The sequence below is a fragment of the Paenibacillus riograndensis SBR5 genome, from assembly GCF_000981585.1.
GTDB lineage: Bacteria > Bacillota > Bacilli > Paenibacillales > Paenibacillaceae > Paenibacillus_AQ > Paenibacillus_AQ riograndensis.
On record NZ_LN831776.1, the window covers coordinates 5,794,648 to 5,809,289 of the forward strand.

Annotated in this window: 11 protein-coding genes; 3 read left to right on the forward strand and 8 right to left on the reverse strand. The window is 46.2% G+C overall.

Annotated features, from left to right (window positions below):
• Positions 1–51: 51 nt before the first annotated feature.
• The 5 genes from PRIO_RS24630 to PRIO_RS24650 all read right to left on the reverse strand — a co-directional run bounded on the left by PRIO_RS24630 (position 52) and on the right by PRIO_RS24650 (position 6,609).
• Positions 52–1,377, reverse strand: a complete 1,326-nt coding sequence (locus tag PRIO_RS24630; protein WP_020428049.1) for an ABC transporter substrate-binding protein — start codon at positions 1,375–1,377, stop codon at positions 52–54.
• 236 nt (positions 1,378–1,613) lie between these two features.
• Positions 1,614–3,416 (reverse strand): beta-glucuronidase, encoded by a 1,803-nt coding sequence (uidA, locus tag PRIO_RS24635; RefSeq protein ID WP_039787780.1) that lies wholly within the window; start codon positions 3,414–3,416, stop codon positions 1,614–1,616.
• Between the two features lie 34 nt (positions 3,417–3,450).
• Positions 3,451–4,794 (reverse strand): ABC transporter substrate-binding protein, encoded by a 1,344-nt coding sequence (locus PRIO_RS24640; protein WP_020428051.1) that lies wholly within the window; start codon positions 4,792–4,794, stop codon positions 3,451–3,453.
• A 28-nt stretch (positions 4,795–4,822) separates the two neighbouring features.
• Positions 4,823–5,653, reverse strand: coding sequence for a carbohydrate ABC transporter permease (locus tag PRIO_RS24645; protein ID WP_046505147.1), 831 nt, complete (start codon positions 5,651–5,653; stop codon positions 4,823–4,825).
• An 11-nt stretch (positions 5,654–5,664) separates the two neighbouring features.
• Positions 5,665–6,609: a carbohydrate ABC transporter permease gene (locus PRIO_RS24650; protein WP_020428053.1), complete on the reverse strand. Its 945-nt coding sequence runs from the start codon at positions 6,607–6,609 to the stop codon at positions 5,665–5,667.
• Between the two features lie 188 nt (positions 6,610–6,797).
• On the opposite strand from PRIO_RS24650, the gene PRIO_RS24655 reads away from it, so the two are divergent.
• Complete coding sequence (locus PRIO_RS24655) at positions 6,798–8,585, forward strand: sensor histidine kinase (protein WP_020428054.1); 1,788 nt, start codon at positions 6,798–6,800, stop codon at positions 8,583–8,585.
• Positions 8,586–10,193 (forward strand): response regulator transcription factor, encoded by a 1,608-nt coding sequence (locus PRIO_RS24660; RefSeq protein WP_046505151.1) that lies wholly within the window; start codon positions 8,586–8,588, stop codon positions 10,191–10,193. It abuts the gene before it with no gap.
• A gap of 23 nt (positions 10,194–10,216) precedes the next feature.
• Here PRIO_RS24660 and PRIO_RS24665 read toward each other — a convergent pair whose 3' ends face one another.
• A complete protein-coding gene (locus tag PRIO_RS24665) occupies positions 10,217–11,788 on the reverse strand; it encodes a glycoside hydrolase family 43 protein (RefSeq protein ID WP_020428057.1) in 1,572 nt (523 codons plus the stop codon).
• A gap of 129 nt (positions 11,789–11,917) precedes the next feature.
• Here PRIO_RS24665 and PRIO_RS24670 point away from each other — a divergent pair, with 129 nt between their 5' ends.
• The gene (locus tag PRIO_RS24670; RefSeq protein ID WP_020428058.1) at positions 11,918–12,706 is read left to right on the forward strand and encodes an AraC family transcriptional regulator; all 789 of its coding nucleotides are present in this window, start codon (positions 11,918–11,920) and stop codon (positions 12,704–12,706) included.
• Here the strand turns inward: PRIO_RS24670 and PRIO_RS24675 are convergent.
• Positions 12,703–12,900: a hypothetical protein gene (locus tag PRIO_RS24675; protein ID WP_197545486.1), complete on the reverse strand. Its 198-nt coding sequence runs from the start codon at positions 12,898–12,900 to the stop codon at positions 12,703–12,705. The two genes, PRIO_RS24670 and PRIO_RS24675, sit on opposite strands and share 4 nt — an antisense overlap.
• A 14-nt stretch (positions 12,901–12,914) precedes the next feature.
• Positions 12,915–14,075 carry a glycoside hydrolase family 27 protein gene (locus PRIO_RS24680; RefSeq protein WP_020428060.1) on the reverse strand — a complete coding sequence of 387 codons (1,161 nt, stop codon included), beginning with the start codon at positions 14,073–14,075 and terminating at the stop codon, positions 12,915–12,917.
• Positions 14,076–14,642: the final 567 nt, after the last annotated feature.

The following is a 14,642-nucleotide window of genomic DNA, read 5'->3' on the forward strand; positions in this document are numbered from 1 at the left end:
AATCAAATGCAAGGCCCGGAACAAGGCTTGTTCCGGGCTTCGTCCCTCAAATTATTTTTCGTAAGATTGTGCGGCTTCTTTCAACTGCTCAAAGGCTTTCTCGGGTGTGACTTTTCCAAAGCTAAGCTGATCCCGGACAAGCACCCAGTCCTTGTCAATAAAGTTCGTCCAGCCTCCTGCTCCAGCAGACCAGGTCTGGCCATCCTTTTCCGTGGCACGGAGGAGTTCTAATCCAACCTTGTCCAGATCGCTCATGCTTGCTTCCAGGGAAGTGGAAATTTCCTTGTTGGCCGGCAGGCCGCGGAAGGTTTGCAGAATCTTGCCCGCCTCCTGATCATTCACAAACCAGTTGATGAATTTTTTGGCTTCTTCGGCATGCTTGGAGTTTTTGGAGACAGACAGGTACATCGACGGTTTCAACCATCCGCCTGCTTCTTCCGCACGCGGCATAGTTACAAGTGCGTAAGCGCCTGGTTTAATACTGTCCCATGTCCCCAGGTTGTTGGAGAAGCTGTACCGGAACAACACTTTGCCCGCTGCCAGCAAGTCCATTTGCGGATCATTTTCCTTGTCAGATGCGTTTACGTCCGCCGGAGGAACCAGCCCTTCCTTGCGCAGCTCTTCAAATTTCTTGGTCCATTCCAGGTAGGCAGCCTGATCTACGTTGAAATGACCATCATCCGTGATAACCTGACCTTTACCTTTGGCGTATTGGTAGGCCGAATACATAAAGTAGTTGCCTGCATAATCCAGGGTAAAATATTGTCCGCTCGGCAGTTTGGCTTTGGATTCCTTCGCCAAAGCGAAGAAGTCATCCCAAGTCCAGCCATTGGCCGGATTCGCAATCCCGAGCTTATCCATAGCGGCTTTGTCATACACCATGCCGAACGCTACCGAACCCAGAGGTACCGCATATTGCTTGCCGTCAAGCTGACCTCCGGCCAGTAATTTGGAGTCGAATTTGCTGACATCCACCTCAGGTGCCAGCTCAGTTAATTGCTTACGGGACATCCAGTCCGGCACCCAGCCCGGATCAAGCTGAACGATATCCGGTGCGTTATTAGCCGCAGCTTGAGTCGATAATTTGTCCAGGTATCCATCCATGCCGGAATACTCCGGCTCAAACGTAACATTCGGGTTGTTTTTTGTGTACAAGTCCAGCGCAGCCAGGGTTGCCTCGTGGCGCGGCTGGGAACCCCACCACATAATGCGCAGCTTAACCGGTTCATTGCTTGGTGCAGCCGTTGCGGCAGTATTCGTGCCGGCAGGTTCTGCAGAAGATTCTGCATTGTTATTGTTCCCGCCGCCGCATGCTGTCATCGTCCCCAGCAAGGCTGTCATGGCCAAGACTGTAAGAGAACGCTTCCATTTCAACATCTTTAACCCTCCAATTTATTCTGTATTATCTTGCTACACCGTTATAGTAACAATTATATATAGAAGTTTATATGAGAGCGATGCACGATTTGTTTTAAAATCTCACGGAAATGCGGCACTCTGGAAATAAACAGGGATAACTCAACTATAATTCTAAAAAGCCCGCCAACGATGAGCATGGCTGCGTAAAGCACCAGTTGAACATCGTAGCGGGCGTTATGTTGTATTTATTAGGCTTATTGTTTCTTCTTATACCCAAAATCGGGTATAGCCGTCCATCTTTTGCGCAGCTCATGAGCCGCCGCTTTGGGCTTGCGGTCCCGGGTGAAGATTCCTTTTTTGTTACCCTGTACACGGATAATCCCCTGGCTTGTAGCAAAGTCTGCGAAATTCCATACCTGCTCGCCCACAAAATCAGGAAACTCGTCGAAGATCTCATGATTTGCCTTATAGAACGCCACCTGATATTCTTCCGTGAACATAATCGGCTCCACATCATGAAGTCCGGCTACAGTATCTGTTCCATATTCGGTCATCATCATGGGCTTGCCTGGACAACGCTTGATCCAGTTTTCAAGTTCCAGCCGCAGCTTGCCTTTAGCCGATTCAAGATCTCCACCATCTACATACCACCCATAATAACGATTGAAGGCGAGCACATCGATTAGTTCGGAAATTTTATCGTTCGCAGGTGAAGCCTCAATATGTGTCACCAGGGTAACCGGACGATGCTGCGGGTCTTCTTCCCGCATTTGCTCAATCAGCGGCTTGAAGTATTCATAAGCTCCATCTTCATAGGAGGCCGGTTCATTGGCCACATTCCACATCACTACACATGGATGGTTCTTATCCCGATGAATAAGTTCCCTGATGACCTGCTGGTGATGTTCGAAGGTTTGTACTTCTTTCCAGGTTTCTTTTTGGGATATGCCCGACAACATCACCAGAAAATTGAGATCCAGACCTACAGCCGGAGTTTCATCGATGACAACAAAGCCTTCACGGTCCGCAAGACGCATCACTTCTTCTGCATAGGGATAATGCGCAGTACGGAAGGAGTTCGCTCCGGTCCATTTCATCAGATTGAAATCCATGATGTTCGCTGCTTCATCCAGGCCTCTGCCATGAAAAGGAGTATCTTCATGTTTGCCGTAGCCCTTGAAGTAAAACGGTTTGTTGTTGATCAGGAATTGGCCGTCCTTCACTTCGACCGTCCGCACGCCAAACGGCTGCTTGTAGACATCTATCATTTGACCAGACTGCAGAAGTTCAATCTTCAAGGTATACAAGTAAGAGTTCAAAGGCTGCCATAGTCTGACGCAGGGAATATCGAGTGTGCCGGATCTTCCTGTACCTGAAGAGACAGCGTTCCCCTCTTCATCCAGTACAGTGACCAGAATATCAGCTTCTGCGCTAATGTCCACGCTGTAACGGACTATGCCATTCTCTCCGCTGTAATCGGTTACGATAGTAACGTCCTGAACGAAGATTTGGGGCGTTGAGTAGATTTTCACCGGCCGCTGCAGACCTGCAAAGTTAAAGAAATCGAAGTTCGGCTGATTTTTCAGCTTTTTCTTCCCTCCGGGAACTTCAATCTCTGTGTAAAGACCTACAGGCAATGTCGTGTAATCCACAACATTATTGACGGCAACCGTCAATCGGTTCGTTCCAGTGTGAATAAAGTCATTAATCACAGCTTCAAATGGAAGAAAGCCGCCGGAATGCTCCATCACCAAGCTTCCGTTAATGAATACCTTTGCTGCATGTGTTGCCGATCCGAATCGAAGTACAAGACGTTCATTCATGGCATTCCGTGGAAGAGTCAGCTCCCGCTCGTACCACACCCAGCCGATATGATTGCGGATCTGCGGATTAACGCCAAGATCATTATAGGCAGAAGGAACCGCCATGGCAATCGTATCTCTCAGATTAGATTCATACCATTTCTCTTCAAATCCTAAACCTTGATCCAGCTTGAATTTCCACACCCCGTTAAGATCATATAAACCGCGGGTTTCAGTCATTATTGGATAAAGCACAGGCAGCACTCCTTATCTATATAGCTGTTACGGATCAGGATTTAGAATCAATGATCTTCTGAATCTTTGCTTGTGAATTCTGAATAGTGGCTTCGATATCATGGTTTGAAAGCATCATTTTATCAAACTCCTCCAAGAATACCTTCTCAAGCTCAGCGTGATAAGGTACAGCTACGGCTGTAGGAGTAGGTGTGGTATTCTCCAGAACATACAGCAGGGATTCTTTATCAATCATTTCAGGATTCTTGCTGCCTGCAATGATCCGGTCGATCACATCATTCAGATTGGCTTTTTTCCAGGACGGGATATTTTTCCCCTGCAGAACGATCCCTTCGGTAGAAAACCAACGGATAAAGGTGTACGCCTCATCTTTATGTTTAGACTTGCTGTATACGGTCAATACATCTCCGCTGACATTTGAAGACATCGGATCACCAGCATTCAGCTTTGGAAGCGGAGCAAACACGGTCTTAAAGCTTGCCGGAATGGTGTCGGTTCCTCCTGCTTCCGGAATAAGGAATGAGCCGGTTACTATCATGCTTGTATCCTGATTGAAATATTGAGGTCTGTAATTCAGCTTCTGACTGACAACCTCCGAATACGGTGTCGCGGACCCTTCAGTTTCTCCCTGAAGTCGAAGCTCCAGCGACTTGCGGATGTAAGGATTGTCAATATTAGCTGTCTTTCCATCATCTGTTGTCAGATTAGCGTTAACCGACTGACCAAAGTTCTGCACAAGATAACCATATTGAATCCAGCTGTGAAAATAGGTGCCGTACCGGGTTTTTCCGCCATCCGTTGTAGTCATTGCTTTGGCATACTCCATATACTGATCCCAGGTCCAGTCTTTAGGCAGCTCCAGTCCGGCTTCCTTCAAATGATTTTCATTGATAAAAACAAGACCCTGGGAGGATTTGCCGGGCAATCCATATACCTTACCATCGATTTTAGTATCGGCATTATATTCATCGGCAAAATTAATTCCGTCCTTCGCCAAAAAATCATCCAGCGGTTCGATCATCCCAAGCTCCGCCCGTTGGGACAGATACGTCATGTTGCTGAACATGATCACATCCAAATCATCGCCACCGGCAACTGCAAGATCAAGCTTCTTATAAAACTCGTTGGAGTTGTTATCTTCAGCGGAAGCAAACTCTACTTTAATATTCGGATGCTGTTTTTCAAATTCCTCAATAACAACGTCCCAATTATCCATTTTTTTCGCATACCAGTTGCTCAGCTTAATGGTCACCACTTCATTCGTTTTCTCCCCGGTAGTTGAAGCCGCCTTTTCTTCCGAATCAGGCGTTCCGCACCCGCTAACCAGCAATGCTAACAGCGGTACAATGATGAATAAATTCCGTTTAGCCTTAAACATTGTAAAACCCCCCAATATTATATTTGGTCTAGCCTTTGACACTTCCCATAGCAACTCCTTCAATCACCTGTTTCTGGCCAATAATAAAGATGATTAATAGAGGAAGAATGGCGGAAACAGCACCTGCCATCATTAAGGAGTAGAATTCACCGCTGAAATCAGCGAACTTCCGGATCCCGAGCTGCAAGGTAAACAAAGAATCGGAGCGAAGAAAAACCAGCGGGTTCTGGTAATCATTCCAGGTCCATATAAAGCGGAGAATCATATAAGTTGCAAGGGCAGGCTGCACCAAAGGCAAGGCAATCCGGCTAAAGATTGTCCAATGGCCCGCTGCATCAATCCGGGCTGATTCAATAATTTCATCATGGATTCCCAGGAAAAACTGCCTGAGCAAGAAGGTTCCCAGTACACCTGAAGCGGCAAGCAGCACAAGCCCGATATGACTGTCAAACAGTCCAAGCCAGCGGTACATAATAAATTGCGGAACAAGAATGGCTTGCGTTGGAATCATAAAGGTTGCCAATACAAGAAGGAATAGAACATCCCGTCCTTTAAAGATGATTTTTGAGAATCCGTAGGCGGCCATAGCGGAAATTATCAAAGATAACGCTGTCGACATCAAGGTTACCTTTATACTATTCCAATAATAAAGTGTGAACGGTACGGCTCCCGCCCATACCTGCTTATAATTCTCAACAATATTCCATTTCGTCGGAATCCACCGGATGGGATACGTCATAACCTCAAGCTCGGGCTTAAAGGAGGCCGAGAGCATCCATAAGAAAGGCATAATAAACAGTATCCCTGCAAATCCCATGAACAGTGTAACAATAACGCGGCTAAGCTTGATCGAGCGCATGTCTAAACCTCCTAGTAATTGACCCATTTCTTCTGTCCGACCCATTGAATCAAGGTCACCAGCAGGATGAGAATCAGCAGAATAATCCCCATAGCAGATGCGTAACCCGACTCCAGGTTAATAAAAGCAACCTCGTATAAATAAAATACAATCACTGAGGTTGAACCTGCCGGGCCACCGTTGGTCAGCACCATAATCAGATCAAACACTTTGAAGGATCCAACAATCCCTGTAATCAACAGGAAAAAGGAGGTAGGCGATAGCAAGGGTAGGGTAATTCTGAAGAATTGTCTGAGCGGTGTTGCACCGTCCACATCAGCCGCTTCATATAAATCCCGCGAAATATTTTGCAGTCCCGCCAGATAAATAACCATATTAAAGCCCAGCGAAGTCCACACCATGATAATCATGACCGAGATTAGAGCAAACTTGGGATCTGCCAACCACAGGGGAGGGTTCTCCACACCTATAGACCTAAGAAATCCATTGATAGGACCATTGTTGGGGTGATACAGCACTCTCCACAATAAAGCAATGGCCACAAAACTCGAAATAAAGGGCATAAAATAAATCACTTTGAAAAACGTTTTGAAATACGTGGCTTTATTTATCAAAGCAGCCAATACCAAAGCCAGAAACATGGCTACCGGTACCACGGCAATCATGATAAGGTTGTTGATCAACGAACGATGAAAAGATTCGTCCTGCATCAGCCGTGTGTAATTGTCTACTCCAACAAAATGAAACCCTTCAATCCCGGATACAAAATTCCAATCTGAGAAACTAATCACACCGGATAAGAGAATTGGAATGATCACCAAGGTTGTGGTTAGAATGAGCATGGGTGAAATAAATAAATACCCCGCAATGTTGTCGTAAAAAGATTGCTTACGCATTCTCCCGGTTCCCGGCTTGCCGAACCGCTTAACCGTCCCCTCTGTAGGAATAACCTCCATTTTTCCACCTCATTTATTTTTGTATCTTCATTATAAGAGTGCTCCTTTCCCCGCACATGCAACGAATTTTTCTATACCGAAAAGTTTGTATAACATTATTTTTTCTGAAATGAAAAAATTGTTGGATGAGGTTTGCTCCGTAATAAAGTACCATAATCATGAGAAGTCTATTACTGGAGGGGATATGAATGAAAGAAAAATATAGATTAAACCACTTATCCTTCCGGCAAAAACTAATACTGACGTCTATCGCATGTCTGGTTATACCAACGATCGGAATGCTCTATATTACCAATGCTTATTCCAAGCTCATTATCCGGGAGCATTCATTGGAAAAAGCCACGCAATCTTTAACGATTGTCCAGTCCCAAATCAATGTTATCCTGGAAGAGATGGTGTCGGTCTCGAACTTTGTCCATTTCGATCCGGAGATTAAAACCTTGCTGGAAGAGGCCAAAACAAACCCGGTTGCCGCGAGAACCCTGACCAGCCGGCTTGAGCAGGTGGCTGGCGAGACTGCGGATTTGCGCATCACTCTTCTGGGCAAGGATGGACATGCTTATTCCGATTATTCCTTCTATGACTTTAATCCGCGCCAATTTATTGAGAAAAGCTGGTTTTCAACATTGGAGCGGCTCTCGCCGTACGGGACTTTATTTTTGGGGGCGGAAGCGAATTACCTGTCTTCATCCGAGTCTGACAAACCGTTTGTATTCATGACTGCACGGGCTTTAAGAGAGGGAACGGCGACGGCTCCGTATGCTTACCTTATTGTGAGCCGCAGTGAGGCTTCCATCCGGGAGCGTTTCGCTTCTATGGAGGAAGATGTTTATTTGCTGGATGAAACGGAGACCATTCTTTCTAACCGGAACCAGGCCCTGATTGGTTCAAATTTCAACACTCTTTTGCCTATAGATGAGCTGGTCTTCCCTGACATTGTAGAATTTAAGGATGAGAATCAGCTCCTGCTCTCACTGCCGCTTAAATACGCAAAATGGAGGCTGGTCAGCGTAGCTCCATATGAACAATTGACGGAAAGGTTGAACGGAATCAACCGGACAGGCATCCTACTTCAAGCTGTCTTTGCCATCAGCTTTTTATTTGCTTTAACTTACCTTTTGAGAAGGTTCACCAGGCCTGTGCATGTTCTTGGAAAGGTTGCCCGCCGAGTGGAATCAGGGGATATGATGGTGCGCTCCAACATTCGGGGAACAGATGAAATGGGCAGCTTGGGCTTCTCTTTTGATAAAATGCTTGACCGTGTACAGCTCATGCTTGAACAGGTGGAAACGGAGCAGGAATTAAAACGCCAGGCGGAGATTGCCATGCTGCAGGCTCAGATTAATCCGCATTTTCTGTTTAACGTCCTAAGCTCGATCCGGCTCAAGCTGCTGATGAAGCAGGATGAAGAAAATGCTTTTATTGTCGGTTCCCTATCATCCATGCTGAGATCCACCTTTTCCAGTCATGATGAATTTGTATCCGTCGCTTATGAGCTGGAGTCCGCCAAGCAATACATGGAGCTAATGAGATTTACCATGAGATATCCCACCGACTCATTGGTGAACGTGAACATGGACCTGCTGCTCGAAACCCTTCCCCGATTTATTCTGCAGCCTATTATAGAGAATGCCTATAAGCATGGGTTCGCACAGGGCGGGGGCCGGATTATCATTTCTATCGAGAAGATTAAATCCATGCTTCAGATAAGAGTGGAGGATAACGGAACCGGGATGGATGAGGATACACTGGCTGCGTTAATGCAGCATATTAAACAGAAGGATGCGGAGATAGATACCTTGAAGATTGCCGGGACCCATGGAAGCTCCCCTTTTCAAGGCATCGGATTGATTAACGTCTATCAGCGGTTGAAGCTAATCTATGGGGACCGTTTTGAAATGGACATCGAAAGCATTCATGGGCACCGAACAACCGTACAATTAGTACTGCCTGTTAAACGAATAGGAGTGAATTGAATGGTATATAAAGTAGTATTGGCCGACGATCACTTTCCTGTATTGGAATATTTATGTGCCTCCATTCCTTGGGATACTCTTGGTCTTGAATTGTCTGCTTCGTGCTCTGATGGCAAACAGGCCTGGGAAGCCTGCCTGCTGCATCAACCTGATATTCTGTTGACCGATATCGGCATGCCGGCGATGGATGGATTGGAATTAATCCAGAAGGCCCGGGAAGTGAATCCCCAGCTTCAGACTATTATTTTGTCCTGCCACGGGGAATTTGAATATGCCCAAAAAGCGGTGAAATTGAATGTTGCCGAATATATATTGAAGGAAAACCTGCAAATCGATCAAGTGATTTCTGTATTGACTGAGGCGGTCTCCCGTTTAGAGGTTAAAATGATATCCAAAAATAATTACCTCCAGATGCAGAAGCTGGTCAGTCAAAATCACTCCGCTATCCGGACGAGGTACATCCGCATGTTCGTGGAGCAGCCGGTCTGGGATGAAGCAGAGTGGTTCGGACAAGCCGAGGTTATGGGGATACGGCTGCAAAAAGGTATTCCATACCTGCCTGTGCTGGCAATCCCGGATCGCTCCTATGAACTGGAAAGACGTTTTGGCGGGATCGTGAACATGCAGTTTGTAATGGATAATGTGTTACAGGAATTTCTGGAGATTGACGGAATCATCCAATTCGCTTTAACAGAACGGCAGTTCATACTATTCATACCCTTTCCGCGCATTCTCATCCGAAACCTCTATGAGGATTTCAGGAATAAATTCCTGCATGTACAAAAGATGTCGAAGCTGCACTTGCGTATGGGTATTTCATTTTTTTACGGCGATGCCACTCCAAGCCTTATCGAAATAAAGAAACAGATTCTGGCGTTACTGGATTCCCATGCGCTGCGCTTTTATACTGCTGAGGGAGCCATTATGAAGCTGGAACCCGTTAAGACGACCAACGAAGACCTGTTTATTCACTACTCTGAAATCCTTCAGCAGCTAAGAGACTGTATCCAGAATGAGGATAGCTCCCGGGTTTCTGCTGCTGTCGCGGATATCAAAAATGATATCGGAGCCATGAAATACCCGGTAGAAAGCGTAAAAAGCTGGTTACTCAAAATGGTTATGGAGCTGGAATTAAAATATATAGTGATGCAAAACTTTGTTAACAATTTCAATAGTGAAAGACATCAGCGCTCTATACGGGAGTTCGAAACGCTGGACCAATTAATGGAATGGCTCGAAGAATTTTTAAAAGACAAAATATTGATGCTGAGATCCATATGGAAACAAAATGTCAGAAAGGAAGTGGCCGAAGCAAAACGTTATGTGATGAACCATATTGGCGAGAAGGTCGGAATGGATGAAATGGCCAGACGTCTGGGCCTGAACCCGACCCATTTTAGCCGGTTATTTAAAGTCGAGACAGGTCTCACCTTTATTGAGTATGTTACCAAACTAAAAATGGAGCGTGCCCAGGATCTGTTGAATCAAACTAACAGCACAATAGTGGAAATAGCAGAGCAGTTAGCATATGATAATGTCAGCTATTTCATAAAACTCTTCCGTAACTTCTCTGGCATGACTCCGGTGGAATACCGGAAATCCATCTAGTTCAATGCACTTGGATAGATGCTTTAATATGCACCATATTCAAACCAATCAAAATCCGCAACATTATCAGTGGCCGTACCGTTACCCGTACAATACATTCCTATGCAGCAGCCTACAAATCCGCCTGCCGCCTCGGTACTTAAACTGCTCGTATCCACATGTTCCGCAACCAGATGATATTGATCTCCATCGGTACTGTAATAGAAGCTCAGCTCCTGGCCTCTCGCAGCCATCTTTAGATACAATCGCTGAGCCTCAACATCTGTCTGCGCAACGTTCGTCTCCCCGCCATTGACGCAGGTCACCACACGCAGGGCTTGCCTGCCGTCGTGCAATACGCGCTCGAACCGGATATGAAACTTATCATTTTGAATGACAGCAAGCCCTGCCGCTTCATGGATGCTGCGCGCTTCAAACTCCATCACAGCGGCAGCCGTATAATCAAAATGCTGTTGCCGCAAACAGACAAAGCTGAGGTTATCCTGATCCTTGAACGTTTGAGGCTTTAGCTTCAACCGCAAATATCCTTTGCGTTCTGTCAATGAATACAAATCCGCCTGCGGATTTCTTAAGAACATCCATTTCAGTGCCAGCTTGTCACTGTCAAAATGGTCGCAGCGCAATTGCGGCTCCACCGGAACCGGCGTCAGCCCCATAACCCCCTGCTCCTCCAGAATTCCCCGGCCCTCATTGACTACAGGCCATCCATCCTCCCAGGTCACTGAAGCAAGGAACGTCTCCCGCCCCAAATTACTATAGCCGCCCCCGTAAGGACGTGAAGCGAGCATCACCATAAACCATTGACCGTCTTCAGCCTGAACCAGATCGGCATGCCCCACATTAATAATCGGATAATGCTTGCCCAGATGGCGGTGCGTAATGATCGGGTTGTTCGGGTTCCCGGCATAGCCTTCAGTCAGCTTCTGGCTGCGTGCAACGGTCACTGCGTGATTGAGTCCTGTTCCTCCCTCAGCAATCATTAAATAATAGATGCCATCTTTCTTGTACAAATGCGGCCCTTCCGGCCAAATCACATCCACCATGGCGCCTCTCCAAAGTACATAGCTCTCACCTGCAAGCTCCATGGTCTCCAAGTCCAGTTCCTGAATCCATACTTCCCAGTTGCCGTCGTAGCGTACTCCAGTTGAGTTGGGCCTTGTACCCAAATAATATGCCCTCCCGTCATCATCAAAGAAAATCGTGGGGTCAATCCCAACCGCGCCTTGAATAAAATGAGGTTCCGACCATGGCCCGGCAGGATCGGTTGCGGTAACAACGAAATTCCCCCCATGGGTGACATTAGTCGTTATCATATAGAACTTGCCCTCATGATAACGTATCGTTGGAGCAAAAATCCCCTGGGAGTGCCCGGCTCCCTGTAAGTTCAATTGTGAAGGGCGGTCCAGCACATTGCCGATCTGCTTCCAATTCACAAGATCACGGCTATGAAAAATCGGCACACCCGGAAAATAGGCAAAGGTCGATGTCACCAAATAATAGTCTCCCCCGACCCGGCATACTGACGGGTCCGGATAAAAACCAGGCATAATTGGATTATTATATGTGACTGAATCGTGTTTCCTGGCAGTCGTCATTCTTTAACTCCTCCAATTGGCTTTATTTAATAGATGATAGTGTTATAATTGGGATGTTTGCAGCTAGAGAGCATTGACGCAGCTCTGCGGTAAAAATATGAGCTTGATGCAAAGGATACGGTCCAGCCTATGAAATCAATTTGTAAAGCCCATGGCTATAAACCGCCAAATTTACATAAATGGGGCCCGGGTGTCCGCGATGTGTATGCCCTGCATTATATTGTAAGCGGAAAGGGCTATTTGAAGACAGGCCATACAACCTTTCCTGTGGAAACAGGCGAAAGCTTCATTATTTTTCCACATAGGGAAGTGTATTATTATCCTGATCCGCAGGATCCTTGGGAGTATTTTTGGATTGAATTCAATAACGGTGCTGAGACCGCACGCCTCTTGTCGATGATTGATTTTGCGCCCGATTCCCCGGTTGTGAAGGCATCTCCGCAAGATTTCAAGCCATTGTTTCATATGGTCACAACCGGTGGACTGGAGCCGTTCGAAAGAGAGCGTTCGGATGCAGGGCTACATCTTTTATTGTCATACTACATGGAGCACTACCCCAGTAACAAAGCTTTTCGCAAAAAAGACTACGTATTATCAGCAAGGGAATATATTGAAAGCAACTTTTGGAAGGCTTCCTTATCCGTTCTGGACGTAGTCGAATATGTGAAGATTGAGCGCAGCTATTTGTTCCGGCTGTTCAAAGAGGCAACCGGCACATCCATTTCCGGCTACCTAACCGATTTCAGGATTCAGCGTGCCTGCGAATTGTTGACAACTTCCCAGTTGTCTGTGAAATCGTTAGCCTACTCGGTTGGCTATCAGGACCCGATGTATTTTTCAAAAGTATTCAAAAAAGCAACCTCGTATACCCCGTCGGAATATAAAAAAGCATTCAACGCCGGAAGTACGGCGACTTAACGAAACAGCACACAATTCCCGGATTTGCGGAAATATTGGATCAATTGCTCAATAGGCTCGCGGCCGCATTTCAGTTGTTCCCCAAGACAGCCTATACACAGGAAGTCCTGCGCACCCCGTGTAACAAGCTTCAGGTAAATTGCCACATCGTCCGTCATCAGGGGAACTCCGCATTGTCGGCATGTTCTATTCATGTTCATGCTCTTCCTTAGACCAGCTTGGCCCGCACAATCAGACAATCGTGAGCCGGAACTACAGGAGCATATCTTTCTCTGAATACACCGATTTCTTTATGCTCCCAGCAGTCATACAGTGACAGCGATTTGCCGGAAGCATAGGGAAGTCCCATATCCCAGAATTGCAGCGACATTTCCCTCTGGCCATCACTCAGATTGAAGAACCCTATCGCAAGGTCTCCGTCCGTTAACACTTTTACCAGCATAAACACATCATCCGTATGAAACCACTGTGGCTCCGGCTTGATACGATAAGCCCCGCGTCCTTCCACATCCTGATTAATGGCAATCAAATCCGGGTTCATCAGAATATCCCTGGTAGCCTGGCTGGCTTTACGGATGTCGCTGCCAATCATAAGCGGAGATCCCATCATGCTCCATAAAGAAAAATGGGTCTTGTACTCCACATCACTGCAACCGCCGATTTGGCTTCCGATAAAATCGCTGTTACTGCCCCCATACATGCCGACAACCAGCATATCCAGATCATTATGGCAATAGGCTCCTGTATAGCATGCTTTATCAAGCTGCGATAAAGCCAGGCTTTTGATGGAATCCCAGTTATCTTGAATATCCCCTGTGGACCGGTACATATGCGCGCCGGATTCACGAATCCAATGATATACATTGTCCTCTCCCCAATTGCATGCCGAGAACAGAATGTCTCTGCCGCAGTTTTTCAGCGCCAGGCTCATACGTTTGTACAGCAGCTCTCCCGACATATGTCTGGGCTTAAAGCAGTAATCATACTTTAAAAAATCGACGCCCCATTCAGCCAGTGAGGCCGCATCCTGAAATTCATGTTCAAAGCTCCCCGGATACCCGGCGCACGTATGTGTCCCCACACAAGAATACATCCCGAATTTCAATCCCTTGGAATGAATATAATCTGCAAGCGCCTTCATCCCATTCGGAAATTTGGTTGGATCATGGGCCAGCCTGCCGTCCCCGTCCCTTTCCTTCAGGCTCCAGCAGTCATCAATAACAATGTACTCATACCCCGCATCCTTGTATCCTTCAGCAGCAATGGAATCTGCCGCTTCCCGGATTAACTGCTCATTAATATCCCAGGTAAAGGTGTTCCATGAATTCCAACCCATTGGAGGCTTCAAACCAAGCAGTTGTTTGTTCATACAAAGATTCGTCCTTTCGTGTTACCCAAAGAGTAGGTGCAAGAACAGCGGCCGATGTTCATTTCGTATTTAATCATACACGACTCTTTGAATCTATAGCGTGACGTTGCTTTCATATCGACATTTGTTGCATTTTGCGTAAAAAAGATATCAAATTCCCCCACTGTGCTTCAACGAAACTTTGCCGAACAACTTCTGCAGACTTTATATGTGGAGCTTGTTCAACCTATGGTTAAATAGATAATCCTGTCGAATACATAGGTTATTTCGTGTCGAATAATGGAATATTATGAGCTATTATACAAAAATACGTTTAGTGACTATGATTCCCATTTATTCCGTGATATTCTTTCATTAATGCAAACGTTTGAACCACCTAATAATTGAATCAGAGGAAAGCAGCAGAGTGAAAGGGCTTTTATTTCGTATCCACAGTTTGGGGATTCTCGGACTGAATGGAAATCATGCCATTGCTCTGAGTGAGCTCCCAATATATTTAGCGGGCGTTTGCAAAGGAAAAAATATGACCAATTGGTCCAAACAAAGAAGGGGGGCATTGACAAATAA

What these genes read in the sequence shown, in the direction of transcription:
- PRIO_RS24630 (WP_020428049.1), bottom strand. Translation starts at nt 1,377, where the DNA reads ATGTTGAAATGGAAGCGTTCTCTTACAGTCTTGGCCATGACAGCCTTG.
- PRIO_RS24640 (WP_020428051.1), bottom strand. Translation starts at nt 4,794, where the DNA reads ATGTTTAAGGCTAAACGGAATTTATTCATCATTGTACCGCTGTTAGCA.
- PRIO_RS24645 (WP_046505147.1), bottom strand. Translation starts at nt 5,653, where the DNA reads ATGCGCTCGATCAAGCTTAGCCGCGTTATTGTTACACTGTTCATGGGA.
- PRIO_RS24650 (WP_020428053.1), bottom strand. Translation starts at nt 6,609, where the DNA reads ATGGAGGTTATTCCTACAGAGGGGACGGTTAAGCGGTTCGGCAAGCCG.
- PRIO_RS24655 (WP_020428054.1), top strand. Translation starts at nt 6,798, where the DNA reads ATGAAAGAAAAATATAGATTAAACCACTTATCCTTCCGGCAAAAACTA.
- PRIO_RS24660 (WP_046505151.1), top strand. Translation starts at nt 8,586, where the DNA reads ATGGTATATAAAGTAGTATTGGCCGACGATCACTTTCCTGTATTGGAA.
- PRIO_RS24665 (WP_020428057.1), bottom strand. Translation starts at nt 11,788, where the DNA reads ATGACGACTGCCAGGAAACACGATTCAGTCACATATAATAATCCAATT.
- PRIO_RS24670 (WP_020428058.1), top strand. Translation starts at nt 11,918, where the DNA reads ATGAAATCAATTTGTAAAGCCCATGGCTATAAACCGCCAAATTTACAT.
- PRIO_RS24675 (WP_197545486.1), bottom strand. Translation starts at nt 12,900, where the DNA reads ATGAATAGAACATGCCGACAATGCGGAGTTCCCCTGATGACGGACGAT.
- PRIO_RS24680 (WP_020428060.1), bottom strand. Translation starts at nt 14,075, where the DNA reads ATGAACAAACAACTGCTTGGTTTGAAGCCTCCAATGGGTTGGAATTCA.